The 19,583-nt window shown below is 71.2% G+C and carries 17 protein-coding genes and 1 pseudogene; 5 read left to right on the top strand and 13 right to left on the bottom strand.

The annotated features are described in order from the left end of the window. Positions 1–72 precede the first annotated feature (72 nt). The 3 genes and pseudogenes from BGP73_RS23450 to BGP73_RS06010 form a co-directional block, all read right to left on the bottom strand. Positions 73–317: pseudogene (locus BGP73_RS23450) on the bottom strand (acyl-CoA dehydrogenase family protein); the annotation flags it as partial. Positions 318–395: 78 nt separating this feature from the next. Then, complete coding sequence (locus tag BGP73_RS06015) at positions 396–1,373, bottom strand: HpcH/HpaI aldolase/citrate lyase family protein (protein WP_069812408.1); 978 nt, start codon at positions 1,371–1,373, stop codon at positions 396–398. A 144-nt stretch (positions 1,374–1,517) separates the two neighbouring features. After that, on the bottom strand, positions 1,518–2,408 hold the full coding sequence (locus tag BGP73_RS06010) for a TetR family transcriptional regulator (protein WP_079127242.1): 891 nt from the start codon (positions 2,406–2,408) through the stop codon (positions 1,518–1,520). 232 nt (positions 2,409–2,640) lie between these two features. Here BGP73_RS06010 and BGP73_RS06005 point away from each other — a divergent pair, with 232 nt between their 5' ends. Together BGP73_RS06005 and BGP73_RS06000 are read left to right on the top strand one after the other, a co-directional pair. Next, complete coding sequence (locus BGP73_RS06005; protein WP_069812954.1) at positions 2,641–3,282, top strand: HEAT repeat domain-containing protein; 642 nt, start codon at positions 2,641–2,643, stop codon at positions 3,280–3,282. Positions 3,283–3,492: 210 nt separating this feature from the next. Continuing rightward, positions 3,493–4,077, top strand: coding sequence for a YrhB domain-containing protein (locus tag BGP73_RS06000; RefSeq protein ID WP_069812407.1), 585 nt, complete (start codon positions 3,493–3,495; stop codon positions 4,075–4,077). Here BGP73_RS06000 and BGP73_RS05995 read toward each other — a convergent pair. The 4 genes from BGP73_RS05995 to BGP73_RS05970 form a co-directional block, all read right to left on the bottom strand. Next, positions 4,059–4,508, bottom strand: a complete 450-nt coding sequence (locus tag BGP73_RS05995) for a DUF3885 domain-containing protein (protein ID WP_069812952.1) — start codon at positions 4,506–4,508, stop codon at positions 4,059–4,061. The genes BGP73_RS06000 and BGP73_RS05995 overlap by 19 nt on opposite strands. A 2,019-nt stretch (positions 4,509–6,527) precedes the next feature. Then, on the bottom strand, positions 6,528–6,851 hold the full coding sequence (locus tag BGP73_RS05980) for a helix-turn-helix domain-containing protein (RefSeq protein WP_069812404.1): 324 nt from the start codon (positions 6,849–6,851) through the stop codon (positions 6,528–6,530). After that, positions 6,848–7,972: a tyrosine-type recombinase/integrase gene (locus tag BGP73_RS05975; RefSeq protein WP_069812403.1), complete on the bottom strand. Its 1,125-nt coding sequence runs from the start codon at positions 7,970–7,972 to the stop codon at positions 6,848–6,850. Before BGP73_RS05975 ends, BGP73_RS05980 begins: the two co-directional genes overlap by 4 nt. 175 nt (positions 7,973–8,147) lie before the next feature. Then, positions 8,148–9,176: an Rv2578c family radical SAM protein gene (locus tag BGP73_RS05970; protein ID WP_069812402.1), complete on the bottom strand. Its 1,029-nt coding sequence runs from the start codon at positions 9,174–9,176 to the stop codon at positions 8,148–8,150. Positions 9,177–9,362: 186 nt separating this feature from the next. Here BGP73_RS05970 and BGP73_RS05965 point away from each other — a divergent pair, with 186 nt between their 5' ends. Beyond that, positions 9,363–9,806, top strand: coding sequence for an SRPBCC family protein (locus BGP73_RS05965; protein ID WP_069812401.1), 444 nt, complete (start codon positions 9,363–9,365; stop codon positions 9,804–9,806). 149 nt (positions 9,807–9,955) lie between these two features. Here the strand turns inward: BGP73_RS05965 and BGP73_RS05960 are convergent, their stop codons facing one another. The 6 genes from BGP73_RS05960 to BGP73_RS05935 all read right to left on the bottom strand — a co-directional run bounded on the left by BGP73_RS05960 (position 9,956) and on the right by BGP73_RS05935 (position 17,354). Further along, positions 9,956–11,965, bottom strand: coding sequence for a S9 family peptidase (locus BGP73_RS05960; protein WP_069812400.1), 2,010 nt, complete (start codon positions 11,963–11,965; stop codon positions 9,956–9,958). Between the two features lie 53 nt (positions 11,966–12,018). After that, positions 12,019–13,395 (bottom strand): M20/M25/M40 family metallo-hydrolase, encoded by a 1,377-nt coding sequence (locus tag BGP73_RS05955; RefSeq protein ID WP_069812399.1) that lies wholly within the window; start codon positions 13,393–13,395, stop codon positions 12,019–12,021. After that, positions 13,388–14,224 (bottom strand): M55 family metallopeptidase, encoded by an 837-nt coding sequence (locus BGP73_RS05950; RefSeq protein WP_069812398.1) that lies wholly within the window; start codon positions 14,222–14,224, stop codon positions 13,388–13,390. Before BGP73_RS05950 ends, BGP73_RS05955 begins: the two co-directional genes overlap by 8 nt. Before the next feature lie 192 nt (positions 14,225–14,416). Next, positions 14,417–15,214 (bottom strand): ABC transporter ATP-binding protein, encoded by a 798-nt coding sequence (locus BGP73_RS05945; protein ID WP_069812397.1) that lies wholly within the window; start codon positions 15,212–15,214, stop codon positions 14,417–14,419. Between the two features lie 14 nt (positions 15,215–15,228). Then, the gene (locus BGP73_RS05940) at positions 15,229–16,296 is read right to left on the bottom strand and encodes a FecCD family ABC transporter permease (RefSeq protein ID WP_069812396.1); all 1,068 of its coding nucleotides are present in this window, start codon (positions 16,294–16,296) and stop codon (positions 15,229–15,231) included. Further along, entirely contained in the window at positions 16,293–17,354 is a 1,062-nt protein-coding gene (locus BGP73_RS05935; RefSeq protein WP_374701123.1) for a FecCD family ABC transporter permease, read from the bottom strand. Before BGP73_RS05935 ends, BGP73_RS05940 begins: the two co-directional genes overlap by 4 nt. A 180-nt stretch (positions 17,355–17,534) precedes the next feature. Here BGP73_RS05935 and BGP73_RS05930 point away from each other — a divergent pair, with 180 nt between their 5' ends. After that, a complete protein-coding gene (locus tag BGP73_RS05930) occupies positions 17,535–18,512 on the top strand; it encodes an ABC transporter substrate-binding protein (protein ID WP_069812395.1) in 978 nt (325 codons plus the stop codon). Positions 18,513–18,605: 93 nt separating this feature from the next. Beyond that, the gene (locus BGP73_RS05925) at positions 18,606–19,385 is read left to right on the top strand and encodes a 2,3-dihydro-2,3-dihydroxybenzoate dehydrogenase (protein ID WP_069812394.1); all 780 of its coding nucleotides are present in this window, start codon (positions 18,606–18,608) and stop codon (positions 19,383–19,385) included. The last annotated feature ends 198 nt before the right edge of the window (positions 19,386–19,583 follow it).

Genomic DNA, 19,583 nt, shown 5'->3' with positions numbered 1-19,583 from the left:
CCGAGTCGGTGTCCTGAGAACGACGCCCGAGGGTTGGCCCGTCGGAGGCGGTATCGCCGCAAACAGGGGCAATCACCCTTGGGATCGGTACTCCTGGAGTGCCGACGACCAATGATCCTTTTCTGGATTTCGGCGGTACCTTCACCGAACGGCACCGGCGCCTCGCGGGGAGCCGCTCGGTCTCCGCTCCGCGCGGAGGCCGTAGCCGCCGTGGATCCGGAGCGGTCCTCCACGGCCTCCTGGCAGTACTCGGCGGCGAGGTACTTCGCCATCCCTGCCCCGAGGCCGTTCCGCTCACCGGAACCCTTGTAGCGGGCCGGCCTCCATCATCGCACGGGTGGCCGCCGCCCGGTAGGAGTCCCGGGGCGGCGGTCCGTCCGCTCCGCAGCGCGGGCTCAGCCCCGCGGGGGCTCGAACCCCCGGCTGCGCGTCATCCCCGCGGCCCGGCCCTTGCCCGCGATCACCAGCGCCATCTTCCGGCTGGCCTCGTCGATCATCTCGTCGCCGAGCATCGCCGCCCCCCTCCTCCCGCCCTCCTCCGAGGTGTGCCACCGGTAGGCGTCGAGGACGAGTTCGGCGTGGTCGTAGTCCTCCTGGGAGGGGGAGAAGACCTCGTTCGCCGCCTCGATCTGGTCCGGGTGAAGCACCCACTTGCCGTCGAAACCCAAGGCCGCGGACCGGCCGGCGACCGCACGGAAGCCCTCCACATCCCGGATCTTGAGGAACGGCCCGTCGATGGCCTGGAGGTTGTGGGTGCGGGCGGCCATCAGGATCCGCATCAGGACGTAGTGGTAGGCGTCCGCCCCGTAGCCCGGCGGCTGCTCCCCGACCACGAGCGTCTTCATGTTGAGCGAAGCCATGAAGTCGGCGGGGCCGAAGACGATGGTCTCCATCCGGGGCGAGGCGGCGGCGATCTCGTCGACGTTCACCAGCCCCCTGGCGTTCTCGATCTGCGCCTCGATGCCGATCCGGCCGACCTCGAGCCCCACCGACCTCTCGATCTGGGTGAGGAGCAGGTCCAGCGCCCGCACCTGAGTGGCGTCCTGCACCTTCGGCAGCATCAGGCAGTCCAGGTTCCGGCCGGCGCCCTCCACCACCGTGATCACGTCCCGGTAGGTCCACTCGGTGGTCCAGTCGTTGACCCGCACCACCCGGGTCCTGCCCCGCCAGTCGCCGTTGTTGAGCGCGTCCACGATCGCGTGCCGCGCCCCTTCCTTGGCCAGCGGTGCGCAGGCGTCCTCGAGATCCAGGAAGACCTCGTCGGCCGGCAGGCCCTGGGCCTTCTCCAGGAAACGCGGGTTGCTGCCGGGCACCGCCAGGCAGGAGCGGCGGGGACGGATCCGGTCGGAGCCGGCGGTGGGCGGGGCGGTCATATGACTACTCCTGGGGGACCGAGCGGGGCGAGTCGCTCTGCGGACAGGTTCCGTCGACGATACGGCCGCTGATCCGAGTGCGGCCGAGCCCATCCCGGTCCACGGCCCCGGGACCGGCCGGGAGGTCCCGGGCGCGCCCGCCGCTCAGCCCTTCTGCCTCAGAGCCCGCTCGATGACCCGCATGACCTCGCCGAGCGGGGCGTCGGTGCGCGCCACCGTGACCAGCACCTCACCCTCCTCGGAGGCGGTCACCCCCGCCGAGGGGCCCACGCTCCGGCCGGCGGCGATCCCACTGCCGAAGGCGTCCCGCACGATCGCGAACGCGTGGTCCAACTGCTCCTCGACATCGCCCTCGCCGCCGGCCCGGAGCCACCGCCGCAGTACGTGGTTGTGCGCGGTCACCACCGCCGAGGCGGCCACCTCGGCGAGGAGCGGATCGTCCGACCCCCCGTGGTCGTCGGCCCCCTCGTCGAACTGCTCCAGCAGGTAGCGGGTGAACAGCCGCTCGTAGCGGGCCACCGAGGCGATCTCGCGTTCCCGCAGCGTCGGCACCTCCCGGGTCAGCCGGTAACGCTCCACGGAGAGCGCCGGGTAGTCCGCGTACATCCGCATGACCTCTTTGATGCCGCGGCAGATGGTGTCCAGCGGGTTCTCCTGCGGAGGCGCGGCATCCAGCACCGCCTCCGCCCGCACCAGGGTGTCGTCGTGGTCGGGGAAGATCGCCTCCTCCTTCGAGCGGAAGTGGCGGAAGAAGGTCCGGCGGGCCACCCCGGCCGCCGCGGCGATCTCGTCGACGGTCGTCGCCTCGTACCCCTTGGTGGCGAACAGCTCCATCGCGGCCGAGGCCAACTCCCGGCGCATCTTCAGCCGCTGGGCCGCCGCACGGCGACTTCCGGGCGTCTCCTGGCTCCCGGTGGCAGAGCTTCCCCGGCCGATCCTCCCGGCGCCGCCGAGCCCTCCCCCTTGTCCGGTGGACCTGGCTCCGGCGGTCGGAGGCTGCGGATCGGAGTGGGCGGGCTGGGCGCGCTGCGACATGTGGGGAACGTTACACGCGTCCATGGCAGCCCCGGAGCGGCCACCGGCCCGTGGACAGGGCCTGCGACCGTGCCGCGGCCCGGCCGCCTCCTGCCCGGACCGGGGGCCGCCGAGCGGAGGGCCGGCGGACAACCGCCCCCGGAACCCCCCGGATAACCCCGGGCCTCGGGGGAAGTCTCCTCTCGCGGCCCCGCCGGGACGGCGGCAGGCCCGGGTGAGGGAGGTGTTCGCGGTGGACGAGGAGTTCCAGAGGCTGCTGGAGCGTGTGCGGAACGAGCCCAGCGGGCCGGAGGAGACAGCGGTGCTTGGCACCCTGGTCGCCCTGGCCCGCCAGGCCACCGCGTCCGCGCCCGAGGAGGCCGGCCGTGCCGCGGCCCGGGCCGAACTGGCCGTGATCCTCACCGAAGCCGGCCAGCCGCTGTGGGTCCGGGAGGTCGCGGCCTTCGCACTCGGCTGCGCCCGTGACCGGCGTGCCTTCGAAACCCTGGTGCTGCTGCTCAACCACCGGGACCCCGGCCGCTGCGCCACCGCGGCGCACGCGCTGGCGCGGCTCGGCGATCCCCGCACGGCCCGAGCCGCCGCGGCGCTCGCCACCAACCCGCTGCGCACCGCCTACGCCCTGCACGCCGTCCGGCTGCTGACCGTGCTGCGCGCCCCGGAGTCCGCTCCGGCGCTGACCGAGACCCTCGAGCGGCTGCTGGTCTCGCAGCCGGGCCACGAGCGGGTGGCCCTGGCCTGCGTGGAGGGGCTGGGCACGCTGGGCGACCGGCGGGCGGTGGCGGTGCTGGCCCTGGCGCGCGAAAGGCCCTGGCTCGCCGCCCCCGCCGCGGCCGCGCTGGCCCGGCTGGAGCGGGAGCGGCCGCCGCGCAGTTGACGGCGTTCCGAGGCGCGGAGAGGCCCCGGCGTCCGGCTGCGCTGCGGCAGCGGCCCCGCACGCCGGGGCGGGGGCCGGCTACTGGCGCAGAGCACTTGTCCCGTTGCTGTCGTATTCCTGGCCAAGAAGGTTCGTCAGACGCCTCGTACGTGCCCCTGGCCCGTGCAAATTCGCTGGTCGAGAGAGGGGCCGGTGCGGGAAGCTGCATGCGTGATCGAGCGAGAGGCCGCCGTTCAGGCTGTCGAGGACCAGCTGGAGCGCGACTATCAGCAGTGGCGGGCTGCGGGTGTGGACGCGATGCGGATGGCTGTGGTCGACGTCGAGGAGCACGAGCTGGTGTGGATCGTCTCCTGGACCTCCGAGGAGTTCGTACGCACCCGGAACCCGGAGTTCATGCTGGCCGGTAACGGGCCTTACCTGGTCGACCGTGTCGACGGGGGACTGCACCGGGTCGGCGTCGTCTCCGCGGTAACCGGGGAGTGGGAGGCTGACTATCGAGCCCGGATACGTGGGCTGCCGGTGCGCACCGCAGTAGATGATCTACACGATGCGCTGTGCGAAGTCGCCGCTGCGCGCGGACGCGTGCACGCTGTGCGGACACTGCGCCAGAGGCTGCCGATGTTCTCGCCTGCGGAGGCCATCGAATATGTGAGCGCCTTGCTGGATGGTGATGCGCCCGCGCGTCTCGTGGCCGTCGCCACCAAAGAACTCGTGGAGCCTCTCAACCCGGTACTTGCAGTGGAGACGGTTCTGAGCGGGGCGGAGATCCGAGCGGGTCAGAGACCCGAAGGGTGACGGGAAAGCCAGTCGGCATGCCGATCGCGCACCCGGTCCCGTTCCTCGGACGTGGCGAGGAAAACGTCGGCGCCACCGTCGTAGGGGTGGTGGATGCGCTGCATCCGGGTGTCGGTGATGAGGATGCCCGCCACCTTGTCGTCGGCGATGTCTCGGAGCAACTCGTCGATGCAGCCACGCCGCCAGGGCCGGCGGGCGGCGAAGAGGTGGCAGTACGTGCGGAACGCAGGGTCAGGATCGTCCTCCACCAGCAGGCTCTGCCAATACCCGGTGATGGCCTGCGATGGTGGAACCTCCGCTTCGGTCGTCCAGAGCGGTGTGATCACATACACGTCCGCTCCAGCGAACAGCTCATCGAGGACGGTGTTGTAACGCTCCAAGACGACGGTGTACTCGCTCTCGTCCTCCGCGTACCGCTTCGATTCCGGCAGGCTGTGAAAACGTACCCAGACATCCCGATACGGGCCCCGGAGCTTGTACCCGACCGGCGGGCAACTGGGCCAACGCTGCTGCCACAGCTCCGTGAGATCCGCCTGCCCGTCTCCAGACACTCGTTGCACTCGCCCTCTCGCGCATGAACCTACCGACGACCATGATGCCGGTGCTCACGAACGAGAGACATCGACTTCTTAGCTGTCACTTCGCCGGCTGCTGATGTAGCCGGTCCAGTCGCGTTTGACGAAGTTCGTCCAGTCCGTTGCGTTGTCGATGCTGGTCCCGGTGAGAGCGGCGAGGATTGAGGCAGGAACGTCGGCTGCCAGCGCAAGGCGGGCAGTGTTGCGGCCGGCAAGGCCGCCCAGCCCGAGGCAACCACGGAATTGTGCTGGCAGCACGGTTGGCTTCCCAGGCGTCCTCGGCTTGATGGAGCTGCTGCCGGACTAGGTGAGCCAGCCGTGCAGGCAGCTTCAGGGAGCCTCCATCGAGTTTCAGTTGGACAGCCGAGTCCTGAACGACGACGTCCTCGATGGTCAGTTCAAGAATGCGTGTGACCCGCAGCCCCATGAGCAGGACAAGGCTGCCGATAACACGGACGTCGAGGGGGAGCGTGGCGTCGTTCACGCAGCGCCTGAGCTGTTCGACGCGGTCGTCGTCCTCGATGAAGGTTGCCGGGTCTTCGGGGGACCGAGTCGGCACTTCGAGGCTTGAGGTGAGACCGCGCTCGTTGGTCCATAGGACGAAAACCTGACGTCCCTGCGGTTCGGAGGGCCGCTGACCAGCCATTGTTCGAGGTGCGTCTGCTTGAGATCCGGCAGCGCGATGCCTTGTTCGTCGAGCCAGGTCAGCAACTCCAGCGCGCGTCTGATCTGCGAGCGCCGGTGACTGTCCCTGACGGCCTGGCCGGCATGTCCGCGTGCCATGCGCCGGTGGCGGTGGATCAGGTGCCAGTGGGCGAAGGGGCTCACTATCTGGCGGTGATGAGCGGGTACCTCCCGGGAAAGGAGTCTGCCCAGCGAGGCAGGCGCTCGACCGCCTCGTTTCGTTGTGGCAGCACCCCTGCGGTCGACAGAACGTCTCTGGCATAGGAGGTGGTCGGAGTGTCGGGCAGTTCATCGAGGTCGTGATGCCGGAGCTCGGCACCAGGTCGCGCGAGGCGGGTCAGAAGTTCGGGGACCCCCTGGTGGTTGAGCCAGTGAAGGATCCGGATGGGGCGGTCGGCCCCGTGGAGGACTGTGTGAACAGCTCGGACCTGCGGGGCGATCCCCTTCGGGGACGTGCTGAGGAGTTCGTTCAACCGCTGGTCTAGGACGCAACGGGTGCAGTAGCCCCGCCGGGAGAACAGGCCGCTGGTGCCGCATCCCCGGCAGCTGTAGGTGAGATCAGTGCCAGCGCACGACCCGCAGATCGTCACTCCATCAGGACTACGGCCGATGAGGGGCCGTACGGCGGCGCAACTGGAGCAAGCACTCGGCGTGCGGCGTACCCGGGTGTAACAGGTGTTGCAGACGGGGCCCAGTGGCCACTGCGCCTGGACCGGGAGGACCCGCTTGCAAAGAGCGCAGGGGTGCGGTTGTCTCGGAAGACACGGTCCGCAGATCGGAGCGTCCGTAGACGACCTCGGACACGGCCGCGTGCGGCCGCACTGCGAGCACTCGGCGCGCGGTGCCTTCGCTCGGGCATAGCAGCCGCTGCAGACGTTGCCCTCTTCAAGTTTGTGATCAAGGGGACGTGAGGCCCGGCCGCACAAGCTGCAGGTGGGGGCAACGACGCCCTGGACGCCGTGGCTGATCAATGTGTCGGCAAGCGGCACCAGGACACCGGGCATCCGGCCTCCGGGCGCCGCGAGGGCCGTGGGGTGCTGACGGAGATGCTCGTCGAGGAGGAGAGCGGCACTGCCGCGCACCACTGCGTCTTCAAGTATCTGGTGGAGCGAGTCGTCGGCCAGTTCGGGGGCTGCTGTCAGGGGTGCTGTCGGATGCGGCTCAGGGCGGCGGCCGTTTTGGTCGGCGGTTTCACGTCTGATCGGGCCGCCGGACGGTCGTTCTGCGCGGACGCGGCTGCGAGGTGCTGGTCTCACCTGCTGCTTTGCGGACCTCAGCGTTGACCGCCTTGACCTCGATCAAGTCGTTGGGCTGGCATTCCAGGATGTCGCAGAGAGCTGCGAGGGTGTCGGTGGAGAGTCGCTGAGGCGTCCCAGTGACCAGGCGGAAGACCTGCTCACGCGAGAGGTGAATACCGCGCTCGGCGAGCAGGGGCTGCAGGGCCGTGGTCTGGAACATGCCCTTCTCGGCCATGCGGAGGCGCAGGTGCCAGGTGATGCCCATCTTGCGGATCATGCGGGTTCCTCCCACAGGTCGCTGTGGCGATCCCTGAGCGAGCGCTCCAGGAGCCGGTTGCCGTAGTCGTCCGACACGCCGGTGTAGATGGCCGTGGTGCTGGCGTAGACGTGACCTACCTGATCCTGGACGAATCTCTCGGGATAGCCGAACTCGATCAGGTGCGTCACGTAGCTGTGCCGCAGCGAGTGAAGGTCGAGTTCTTTCGGGAGGTCGGCGTCCTGTCGGGCGTTGTTGAAGGCGTCGTTGAGACGTCTGAGGGACATGCGTCCCCGCCGTTCGGTGCCCCACAGGGCGGGGTGGCGGCCCGGTGAGAACGCTGGTCGTACTTCCTGCCAGTACTGCTCTAGGACATCGACGCACCAGTCCATCTCGGGCACGGTCAGCACCAGACGCCGCTTGGGCGGGCCTCCTTTGGACGCCTTGCCGTAGCGCACGAATATTCCGCCGAAGCGGCCGTAGGACGGCACTTCGGCGTTTCGACGCATGTCGGCAAGGTCGAGGCCGCAGGTTTCCTGCCGGCGAAGCCCGTACGCGTAGACGGTCTTCAGGACCATCGCGTCGCGCAGGGCGGCGAGGGATCCCTTACGTCCGCGCTTGCGGATCTTGTCGATCCTGTCGTCGGCAGCATCGAAGAGTTGCTGGACTTCGTCGTACGTCAGCGGCCGTCGCCCCGGGCCGCCCTCGTACTCGCTGGTGTGAGTGATCGTGTTCCACTCATGCAGGATCTGGGTGGGCTGCTGACCGAAGCGGTCGTAACAGACCTTCGGCCAGTCGTAGCGCTCGTCGGTGACGTAGTCGCAGAACATCCGCAGGGCGTTCTGGTAGTTGCGTGCCGTCGACACCGCGAACGTCGGCCGTCGGGCGCGCAGGTGATCCAGGAAGGCTTCGACCTCGACTGCCTGCCATTGCCAGGGGTACTGGTTGGAGAACTCGGCGAAGCGCTTCAGCAGTGAAAGGCGCGGCTTGATCGTGGCGTCGAAGTTGAGGAACCGCGAGCGTTGTTGCCGTGCCCAGCCCTCCAGCATCGCGTCGAACACGGCGGGCTCGGGATCGAGGTGGACAACCCCCTGAGCCAGGACCAGGCGGGCGCTACCCGGAAGCTCCGTCGCATCACTCATGTTGCTTATGACGCAACATCGTTGAGTCTGATTTCTAGCCTGATCGAGCCCGCTCGTCTACCCAAGGGCCGCTGCGTAGAGTGTGGTTCGAGCTGGCAGCAGGCCCTTCATCGTCGATGTCGTATGTTGCATCGGATGCAATATGGCCCGTTTCGGACACGTCACCTCCGGTGCGTCACAGCAGGGTCAGCTGGACGGGACCGGAGGGCTCGGGGGCGCCGCCCTTCCGCTCCGGGACGCGCCGCGCCGCTCCCGGGCGGGCGGGGCCGATGCCGTACTCGGCGGCCAGTTCGTGCACCTGCCGGGTGATCTGCCGCTGGTACCACCTGGGGGCGTAGGAGCCCTGCGCGTACATGGTCTCGTAGCGGCGGACCAGCCGCGGGTGGTGTTCGGCGAGCCAGCTCATGAACCACTCGCGGGCGCCGGGCCGCAGATGGAGCGCGAGCGGGGTGACCGTGGTCGCTCCTGCGGCGGCGACCGCGCGCACGGTCTCGCGCAGTTGCTCCGGGGAGTCCCCGAGGAACGGGATGACCGGGGCCATCAGCACCGCGCACGGCAGACCGTTCTCGCCCAGGGTCCGGCAGACGTCCAGACGGCGCTCGGGGGAGGGGGTGCCCGGTTCGACGGTGCGCCACAGAGTGCGGTCGACGGAGCCCACGGAGACGCAGACGCCGACGTCGGTCACCGAGGCGGCCTGCCGCAGCAACTCCAGGTCCCGCAGGATCAGGGTGCCCTTGGTGAGGATGGAGAAGGGGTTGGCGTAGTCGCGCAGCGCCTCCAGGATGCCCGGCATCAGCCGGTAGCGGCCTTCGGCCCGCTGGTAGCAGTCGACGTTGGTGCCCATCGCGATGTGCTCGCCCCGCCACCCCGGTGAGGCGAGTCGCCGGCGGAGCAGTTCGGGGGCGTTCACCTTGACGACGATCTGCGAGTCGAAGCCCAGGCCGGTGTCGAGGTCGAGATAGCTGTGGGTCTTCCGGGCGAAGCAGTAGACGCACGCGTGCGAACAGCCCCGGTAGGGGTTGACCGTCCACTCGAACGGCATCCGGGAGGCGCCCGGGACCCGGTTGACGATGGAGCGGGCCCGGACCTCGTGGAAGGTGATCCCGCGGAACTCCGGGGTGTCGAAGGTGCGGCTGATCGCGTCCGTGCCGAAGAGCCCGGGGTGCGTGGTGTCCGCGCGTTCGCTCAGGCCGTCCCAGCGCATGGTGACTCCTTCCTGCCACCCTCACGTTAGAACACAGTTTCGAATTTGGCCATCGGGGTGCCGCTCCGTCCGCTTAGCCCCGTCCGGTGAGCCGTGTCGATTTGGGCGTGGTGATGGCCGGTGGTTGGCTGGACTCGCGCGCCCGACAGTGGGGTTGGGGCGGCCGAAGCATGGGAGGAATCACCGATGGCGCAGGTCGAAAGCACCACGGAGCGGATCGTCAAGGCGAACCCCGAGGACGTGTTCGACGCGCTCGCCGACTACGCCGGCGTCCGCCCCCGGCTGCTGCCCGAGCAGTACAGCGAGTACGAGGTGCGTGAGGGCGGCGACGGGGAGGGCACTCTCGTCCACTGGAAGCTCCAGGCCACCAGCAAGCGGGTGCGGGACTGCCTGCTGGAGGTGACCGAGCCGACCGCCGGCGAACTCGTGGAGCGCGACCGGAACTCCAGCATGGTCACCACCTGGACGGTCACCCCGGCGGGGGAGGGATCCGCCAAGGTCGTGGTCACCAGCGTCTGGCAGGGTGCCGGGGGTGTCGGTGGCTTCTTCGAGAGGACCTTCGCGCCCAAGGGCCTCGCCCGGATCCACGACCAGGTGCTCGCCAAGCTCGCCGACGAGGTCCAGAAGTAGCGGCGCTGGGAAGAAGCAGCGGTTCGGAAGCCACGGGTCGAAGCGCGGAGGGGCGCTCCGGAACGGCACGCGCCCCCGGACCGATTCGGTCCGGGGGCGCACGTCTCCGCCGGGGCTGGCGGCCCGGTGGCTTCGCCAGAGGCCTCGGGCTACTCGGTGAGCCGGAGGAGCGGTACGTCGGGCACGGTGACGCCGAAGACCTGGGCGTACAGCGAGAGCTCCGCCTCCAGCGCGCGGATCATCGTCTCCGCCTTCCGGAAGCCGTGTCCCTCACCCTCGAAGGTGAGGTAGGCGTGGGGCACGTCGCGACCGGCCAGCTCCGCCAGGAAGCGTTCGCACTGCACGGGCGGGCAGATCACGTCGTCGAGCCCCTGGAGTAGCAGGAAGGGGACGCCGAGCCGGTCGGCTCGGTGGACGGGGGAACGGTCCCGGTACCGGTCGGCGTGCTCGGCGGACGGGCCGACCAGGCTCTCGAGGTAGCGAGACTCGAAGTCGTGGGTCCCGCCCTCTGCCCAGTCGGTGAGGTCCAGGATCGGGTAGATGATGGTGCCGCAGGCGTACAGGTCCGTCGTGCAGAGTGAGACGGCCGTGGTCCAGCCGCCGGCGCTGCCGCCGCGGATGGCCAGCCGCGCCGGGTCCGCGGTGCCCTCCCGGGCGAGGGCCTCGGCGACCGCCGCGCAGTCCTCGACGTCCACCACCCCCCACTGCTCCCGCAGCCGCTCGCGGTACTCGCGCCCGAAGCCGGTGGAGCCGCCGTAGTTGACCTCGGCCACCCCGATGCCCCGGGAGGTGAAGTAGGCGATCTCCAGGTCGAGCACCATCGGCGCGTGGTTGGTCGGGCCGCCGTGCGCCCAGACGACGTAGGGCGGCAGCTCCCCCTCGGGGGCCCGGTGCTCCGGGTTCCGCGGTGGGTAGATGTGCGTGTGCACCTCCCGCCCGCCGGGGCCGGTGAAGGTGCGTGCTCGCGGCTCGGGGTAGTAGGCCGGGTCCACGAGGTCGCGGTGTCCGGCACCGATCACCCGCGGGTGGCCGGTGGCGGTGTCCAACTCCACCACCTCGTAGCCGCTGTGCGGGCTCGCGGCGATGCCGACCACCCGGGTGTCCAGGGTCGCGAGCGCCGGGGCCCACTCCGTCCAGCGGCCGGGTACGTCGTGCAGGTCCCCGGTCTCCGGGTCGAGAATGCCCAGCGCGGTGGCGCCGCGACCGTGCAGGACGGCGATCAGCCCGCTGCTCAGCGGGGCGAACCAGCGGTGGCCGATCTTCCACAAGGCATCGGCGAACTCCTCCTGACGCGGGCAGAGCTCACTGATCCGCACCGACTCGGCCGGGGCCCCCTCGGCGCCGATCCGGAGCCGCAGCAGGTTCCACCAGCCGCTGCGGTCGGAGGCGGCCAGCAGCGAGCCGTCCGGGCCCCACTCCGTCTGCGCGATGGACTCGCCCGGGCCGCCGAGTACCGTCCGGGCCTCCCCGAAGGTGCCGTCGGCGGCGACCTCGGCGACCTTCAACTCGCTGCCCTCCCAGGGCATCCGCGGGTGGTCCCAGGCGATCCATGCCGCCCGGCGGCCGTCCGGGGCGAGCCGTGGGCCGGTGACGAACCGGTGCCGGTCGTCGCTGAGTTCCCGGATCGCCGTTCGGTCCTCGGCCGCCGAGCCGTCCAGCGGCACGGCCACCACCGCACGCCGCACATCGCTCGGGCCCTCCCCGGTGAACTCCTCCATGACGCACCAGACCTCGCCGCGTCCGAGGTGGATCCACGGGTCCACCCAGCGCAGCCCGTCGCCGACCTCGGAGACCGGGGTCAGCGGCCGGGGGCTCGGGCCGCCCGGGGCATCCGGCTCATGGACGTACAGTCGCTGGTCGGCGAAGTGGGTGAAGACCAGCAGCGGCCCGCCCTCCGACCGGGCGGCCCCGGCCCAGGGCTGGCCGCCGTACTCGATCACCCGGCTGCGGACGTTCCAGGGGACGGGGAGCACCGAGTCCCGGCTGCCGTCGGCGCCCAGCCGCACCAGCGCCCGGCGTCCGCCCTCCTCCGGTCTCGGCTCGGTCCACCAGACCTCCTGACCGACAGCTCCCACGTACTCCGGCCGCCCGTCACGGGACGCCGCCAGTGCGGCCCCGATCGGTGACCGCCACGCGCCGTACGGGGCCGTGGACACCATCTGCTCATGCCTCCTACGAGTCGCCGTGCCGCTGTCCGGGCCCATGCTCCCGGTCATGCCTCCGGGCCGGTGTTCCGCATGAAGTGGTCGAGCACCCGGGCGCCGAAGTGCAGCGCCTCCACGGGCACCCGCTCGTCCACGCCGTGGAACAGCGCCTGGTAGTCGAAGCCCTCCGGCAGCTTCAGCGGGGAGAAGCCGTAGCCGACGATGCCGAGTTGCGAGAACTGCTTGGCGTCCGTCCCGCCCGACATGCAGTACGGGACCGTCGTCCCGGCCGGGTCGAAGAGTTCGACGGCCTCCCGCATCGCGGCGAAGGTGGCGGAGTCCACCGGTGCCTGGAGCGGTACCTCCCGGTGGTAGAACTCCCAGTCCACGTCGGGGCCGGTGAGCCGGTCCAGGGTGTCGTGGAACTCCTGCTCGCCACCGGGGAGCATCCGCCCGTCGACGAAGGCCGTGGCGCTCCCGGGCACCACGTTGACCTTGTACCCGGCGGAGAGCATCGTCGGGTTGGAGCTGTTGCGGACGGTCGGCGCCACGAGCGCCGCGGCCCGGCCCAGGTGGTCCAGCAGCGCGTCCACGTCGAAGTCGGAAGCGTCCAGGTCGGCCTCGACGCCGTACAGCGCGGCGAGTTCGGTGAGCGCCGCCCGCACGGTCGGAGTGAGCCGCACCGGCCAGTCGTGCTCGCCGATCCGGGACACGGCGGCGGCCAGCCGGCTCACCGCGTTGGTCCGGTTGACCTTCGAGCCGTGGCCGGCCCTGCCCTGCGCGGTCAGCTTGAGCCAGGCGGTACCGCGCTCACCGGCCGCGATCGGGTAGAGCCGCCGGCCGCCTTCGGCGTGGAAGGTGAACGCTCCGGACTCGCTGATGCCCTCGGTGCAGCCCTCGAACAGCTCGGGGTGCTGACCGGCGAGGAAACCGGAGCCGTCCTTGGCGCTGTCCTCCTCGTCGGCGGTGAAGGCGATCACGATGTCCCGGCGGGGGCGCACCCCGGCGCGGGCCCAGGCACGGGCCACCGCGAGGATCATCGCGTCCATGTTCTTCATGTCGATGGCGCCCCGGCCCCAGACGACGCCGTCGCGCACCTCGCCGGAGAACGGGTGCACGCTCCACTCCGCGGCCTCGGCGGGCACCACGTCCAGGTGACCGTGGACCAGCAGGGCGCCCGCGCCGGCATCCGGATCGCTGCCCGCGATCCGCGCCACCACGTTGGAGCGCCCCTTCGTCCGCTCCAGCACCACCGGCTCCAGGCCCGCCTCAGCCAGCCGCTCCGCCGCGTACTCGGCGGCCGGCCGCTCCCGGCAGTCGCCGCCGCCGCGGTTGGTGGTGTCGATCGCGATGAGTTCGGAGGTGAACCGCACCACCTCGTCGAGCGCCGTCTCGTCGACCGGCGATCCGTCGGTGACCGTCCCCTGCGCCGTTGCCTCAGCCATACTGCTCCTCCACTGCCGACGAGACGAGTGTGGTGACCGCCTTGAAGCAGCGGATGCCCTCGTACATCGTCTCGCTGGTGTACCGCACCCGACGCTCCCCGGCGGGCTCCACCCCGGGCACCACGGCCGCCGCTCCGACGAGGTGTTCGGCGTCGAACTCCAGCTCGACGGTGAACGGTCCGCCCGCGCGCACCGGCTCGTGCCGGATCGCGAGCGCCGCCGCGGCCTCGGCCGCCGCCCGGATGTCGGCCGCGGTGCGGGCCGGGGTGCGGCAGACGGCCGCATAGCGGGAGACGTGGTCCTTCACGGCGACGGTACGGGCCTCCGGCGCGTAGCCGGCGGCGTCCTCGCACGCCTTGTCGTCCCCGGTGACCAGCACCACCGGCACCCCGTACTCAGCGACGACGTGGGCGTTGAGCAGGCCCTCGCTGGCCCGGGTGCCGTTCAGCCACACCCCGGTGATGGTGTTGGCGAGGTAGGTGTGGGCGAGCACGCCCTCGGCGCCGGCCGCGGCGTGGTAGCCGAGGAAGGCGACACCGTCCACGTCCCCGCGCTGCACACCCTCGACCATGCTGAGCGACTTGTGACGCCCGGTCAGCATCTGGGCGCGGTCGTCGAGCCGCTCAAGCAGCAGGTTCCGCATGGTCCAGTGCGCTTCGTTGACGAGTACCTCGTCCGCCCCGCCGTCGAAGAACCCGCTGATCGCGGCGTTGACATCAGAGGTGAACATCGGCCGGCAGCGTTCCCACTGGGCATGCCCCGGTAGCACGTCTGCGGGCCAGGTGACGCCGGTGGCGCCCTCCATGTCCGCGGAGATCAGGATCTTCACACAACGCTCCGTCCCTGCTGGCGAGCCGGGGCCTCCCCCGGGGTCGGAGCCCAGTCTTCGGCATCGCTTTCGACTGAGTCCAGCACCTCAGCCGGATTGATCGAATCCGTGCCATCCCGTGGGGCGGTGCCCCGGGGCCCGGCGGCCGTGCTCCGGCCCCACCCGAGGGCCGGAGCACGGCGCGGAACCGGATCAGCGCCCCGCGGCGGGAACGGGCGGACCGGCCACCGGTACCACCACCGGGGAGCCGTCGTCCGGAGCCCGGAGGATGTCCGCGTCGATCCCGTAGAGCTCCTTGACCAACGCGGCGTCGACGGTCTCCCGGGGCGGGCCGGAGGCCACGACCCCGCCGTTCTTCATGGCGACCAGGACATCCGCGTAGCGGGCGGCGCTCGCCAGGTCGTGGAGCACCATCACAACGGTGCGGCCGGCGGCGGCGACCTCCCGCACCAGGCCCAGCACCTCGACCGCGTGCCCGAGGTCCAGGGCGCTGGTCGGTTCGTCGAGCAGGACGATCGGAGTCTGCTGCGCCAGCACCATCGCCAGCCAGCAGCGCTGCCGCTGGCCGCCGGAGAGCTGGTCGAGGCGGCGGGCGGCGAGGTCCGCCACACCGGTGGACTCCAGCGCCTCACGCACCGCCCGCTCGTCCTCCCGCGACCACTGGCGGAACAGGCCCTGGTGCGGGTGGCGGCCGTAGCGGACCAGCCCGGCGACGGTGACGGCCTCGGGAGACTGCGGCGACTGCGCCAGCAGCGCGATGCGATGCGCGGCCTGACGCTGACTCAGCTGCCAGATGTCGTCCGCACCGACCCGTACGCTGCCCGAGCTCGGTCGGTGCAGCCGTGCGACCGCGCGCAGCAGCGTCGACTTGCCGCAGCCGTTCGGGCCGACGATCGCGACCACCCGCCCGGGTGCGACGCTCAGGTCCACTCCGTCGACGGCCGTGTGGCCGGCATAGCCGGCGGTGAGCTTCCGGACGACGAGTTCCACTTGTCTCAGGCCCTTCACGCGTTCTCTTCCCGGCCGAACAGCACCCACAGCAGGAACGGTCCGCCAAGCACACTCGTCACCACCCCCACCGGGAGTTCCACCGGGGCGATCACCCGGCCCAGCGCGTCCGCCGCGGCGATGAGCGCCGCGCCGACCAGGGCGGAACCGACCACCGGTACCCGACCCGGCCCGCAGAGCCGGGAGGCGAGGATCGGTGCGGCGAGCGCCACGAAGGAGATCGGGCCGCCGACCCCCACCGCCACACCGGCGAGCAGCACCGCGAGTGCGAGCGCCGCACCCCGCGCGGCGACCACGTTGAGGCCGAGCGCCGAGGCGGTGTCGTCGTCGAAGCGGACCAGAGCCAGCCGGTGTCCGGCCACGAGCGCCAGGGGCACCAGCACCGCCAGCACGCCCAGCAGCGGCAGCGCGACCCCGTAGTCGCGGCCGTTGAGGCTGCCCACGCTCCACAGGAAGACGCCGCCCGCGCTGCTCTGGTTCTGCCGGGACATCACCAGGTCGGTGACGGCACCGATGACGGTGGAGACGCCGATGCCGACCACCAGCACCCGGTAGCCGCGGGTGCCCATCCCGCCGGCGGCCAGGACGACGAGCACGGCCGCCCCGACGCCGCCGACCGGCCCGAGCCACCAGTCGCCGATCATGGCCGAGCTGCTGCCCATGAGCGAGGCGACCACGGTGGCGGTGGCCCCTTCGTTGACGCCGATGATGTCGGGTGTGGCGAGCCGGTTGCCGGCCAGGGTCTGGGTCAGGCAGCCCGAGACGCCGAGTGCGCCTCCCACCAGGAGGCCGACGACGATCCTGGGGAGCCGGAAGTCCCGCACGATCATGTTCGTCGCCCGGTCGCCCGTCCCCAGCAGGCCGCTGACCGACCGGGCCAGGCTCATGTCCGTGGAACTGGCCAGGGTGGCGAGGATCACCAGCACGGCGATCAGGGCGCTGAGCCCGAGGGCGACGGCGGCGGTGCGGCGCGGGAACAGCCAGGAGAGGGTGCCGCCGCGGAGCAGTACGGTGTCCGGCGGGGTCAGCGGTGCCGGCACCACGGCTGGGGAACGCTCGGTCATGCGGCGGTTCCCCCCAGGCCGGTCATCCGCCCGGAGCGGGCGATCCAGATCAGCAGCGGTCCGCCGAGCAGCGCCAACAGCACGCTCACCGGCGTCTCCCAGGGGCGGATGGCCACGCGCGCCAGGATGTCGGCGGCGATCATCACATCGGCGGCGACCAGCGCGGAGAGCAGTAGTTGGGCGGCCATCCGGGGGCCGGTGAGGAGCCGGGCGGCGTAGGGCGCCAGCAGTCCGAGGAAGGCGATCGGGCCCGCCAGGGCGACGGCGGCGCCGGCGAGCGGGGTCACCGCCCCGGCCACCGTAAGCCGGATCCGGGCCGGGTGGTGGCCCAGCGCCCGCGCGGTGTCGTCGCCGAGCGCCAGTGCGGAGAGCGGTCGGGCGGCGGCGAAGGCCACGGCCAGACCGAGCAGCACGAGGGGGGAGAGGGCGAGTGCGGTGGCGGTGCGGACCCCGGCGAGGGAACCGATGGTCCAGTACCGGTACTCGTCGAAGGTGCTCTGAGTGCCCAGCAGGACGTAGGCGGTCATGCCGTGGAAGGTGGCGCCGAGCGCGGAACCGGCCAGCACCAGGCGGAGCGGTGACGCGGCCGCCCGGCCGGAGGCGGCCAGCAGCAGGACGGTGCAGCTGGCCAGCACGCCCCCCGCAAGCGCCCACAGCAACATCCCGTAGGACGAGTCCGCCCCGAAGTAGGTGAGCCCGATCACCACGCCCAGTGCGGCGCCGGAGTTGACGCCCAACAGCCCGGTCTCCGCGAGCGGGTTGCGGGTGGCGGCCTGGAGGAGGGCGCCGGCGACGCCCAGTGCGCAGCCGACCAGCACCGCGGCGATGGTGCGCGGCAGCCGTACCTCCACGACGGCGAGCCGGAGTTGCTCGTCCGCGCGGGCGGACGGCTCTCCGGTGATGAAGTCCCAGGAACGCGCCATGGGGTTGCTGGCCGAGCCGGTCAGCAGGGAGAGCAGTACCAGGACGGCGAGGCCGACCAGAAGGGCTCCCGCCGCCCAGAGCACCGGACGGACCGGCGGCCGGGTGGCGGTGGGGACTCCGGACTCCGCCGGCACCGGCTCCGCAACTCCGTTGGTTGCGGCGGGTGGTGTGCCGACTGAGAGGCCCTCTTGCGGGGGTGGCATAAGGTAAGCCTAGCCTAAGCAGGCCAGGGTGCTTCGGGGGTGGCCCCGCCGTCCCGGGCTGCCCTGGCCATCGGTTTTTCCGTCCTGACCCGTAGCTCATCGGAGTGTCCCATGCGTTCGTCCCGTTCCGTCAGTCGCCGGACGGCGGTTGCCGCAGCCGCCGTGGCGGCCGCTTCCGCCCTGCTGCTCACCGCCTGCGGCGCAGAGGATCCCGAGAGTGGTGGGGCGGGCGAGTCCAGCTCGAAGACCCGGACGGTCACCGACGTGACCGGTGCGAAGGTCGAGATCCCCGGCGGGGTCGAGAAGGTGGTCGTGCTCAGCGAGATGGACCTGGACAGCTCGCTCGCGCTCGGGGTCAAGCCGGTGGGGCTGAGCGCCGGGCGCGGGCAGCAGGGTGCGCCGGAGTACCTCGGGGACGCCACCGAGGGGATCCCGGTGGTCGGCGCGGTCACGGGGCCGGACATCGAGAAGGTCGCCTCTGCCGGACCGGACGTCATACTCGCCGGCCAGATCGCGGACAAGCAGGTTCTGGAGCAGCTGCGCACCATCGCGCCGACCGTGGTGACGGTCGGTAAGGACCGCTCCTGGAAGAAGTCGTTGAAGCTCACCGCCGAGGCGCTCGGGAAGGAGGCCGAGGTCGAGAAGTTCGTCCGCGGCTACGAGGAGCGGGTGGAGTCGGTGAAGCAGGCCCTCGGCGACCGGTCGGGGGCCGAGGTCAGCGTGGCCAGGTACTCCGCCCGCGGGACCGCGGTGATGCAGCAGGGCGTCTTCATCAGTGATGTGCTGAACGACCTCGGCCTCAAGCGCCCCGGTATCCAGAACGACCAGGGGGAGGGGCACTCGACCCCGGTCGGTGACGAGGACATCAAGCAGATCGACGGCGACTGGCTGTTCATCGGCACGCTGGCCTCCACCGGGGAGGACGCGGATCTGTTCCGGAAGCTCAAGGAGAAGCCGGCGTACCGTCAACTCTCCGCGGTCAAGAACGACCACGTCACGGAGGTCGACGGTTCCAAGTGGACCAGTCTCGGCGGTGCCGAGGCGGCGATGTCGGTGCTGGACGACATCGAGGAGGCGATGGCCGGTTGAGCGGCCGGCGGCGGCGGGGTGCGACCTCGCCGCTGTTTAGGTTAGGCTAACCTAACTTCAGCTTTCGACGAGGTAGAGGGAGCAGGCAGCGCCGTGCAAGAGCCCGAACTCACCGGCCGTCTCGCGCTGGTCACCGGTGCCGGCCAGGGGATAGGCGAAGCCGTCGCCCGGACCCTGGTGGAACGAGGGGCACGGGTGGCGGCCGTGGACCGGAGCGCGGGCGGGGTCAAGGCCCTCGAAGCCGAACTCGGCCCCGCCGCGCTCACCGCCCACCCCGCCGACGTGACCGACGCCTCGGCGGTCCAGGCCCTGGTGGAACGGGTGGAAAGGGAGAACGGACCACTCGACATCCTGGTCAACGTCGCCGGTGTGCTGCGCACTTCGCCCGTGGTCGACCTCACCGACGACGACTGGGCGCAGACCTTCGCGGTGAACACCACCGGCGTCTTCCACACCTCGCGGGCCGCGGCCCGCAGGATGGCCGAGCGCCGCAGCGGCTGCATCGTCACCGTCGGCTCCAACGCGGCGGGGGTGCCGCGCACCGGCATGGCCGCCTACGCGGCGTCCAAGGCCGCGGCCACCATGTTCACCAAGTGCCTGGGACTCGAGTTGGGCCGCACCGGCGTCCGCTGCAACGTCGTCTCACCCGGATCGACCGACACCGCCATGCAGCGGGAGCTGTGGCAGGACGCCGAGGCGCCGCTGCGGGTCCTCGACGGCGACCCGGCCTCCTACCGCGTGGGCATCCCGCTCGGGCGGATCGCCGAGCCCGCCGATGTCGCCGAAGCCGTCGCCTTCCTCGTCTCGGACCGGGCCCGCCACATCACCATGCACGACCTGTACGTGGACGGCGGCGCGACGCTGCGCGCCTGAGGACCGGAGCAGCCGTCCGCCCCGCAGCCCGGCCCCGCCCCACCGGCGGCACGAGCCCGTCGAGGAAGCCGGCGCGGAACACCCTCGAACCCCCACCCCGACCGGGGCCACCGATCTCCGGCGCCGCCCGCAAGGGCCGAGCAGGGCCCACTCCATCCCTCCAGACCCGAGCCGATGGGAACCATCGGAGAACAGGAG

The sequence above is a fragment of the Streptomyces sp. TP-A0874 genome (assembly GCF_001748085.1).
Taxonomy (GTDB): Bacteria; Actinomycetota; Actinomycetes; order Streptomycetales; family Streptomycetaceae; genus Streptomyces.
The sequence above is the reverse complement of the archived record's forward strand: the minus strand, read 5'-3'. Positions and strand labels throughout refer to the sequence as shown.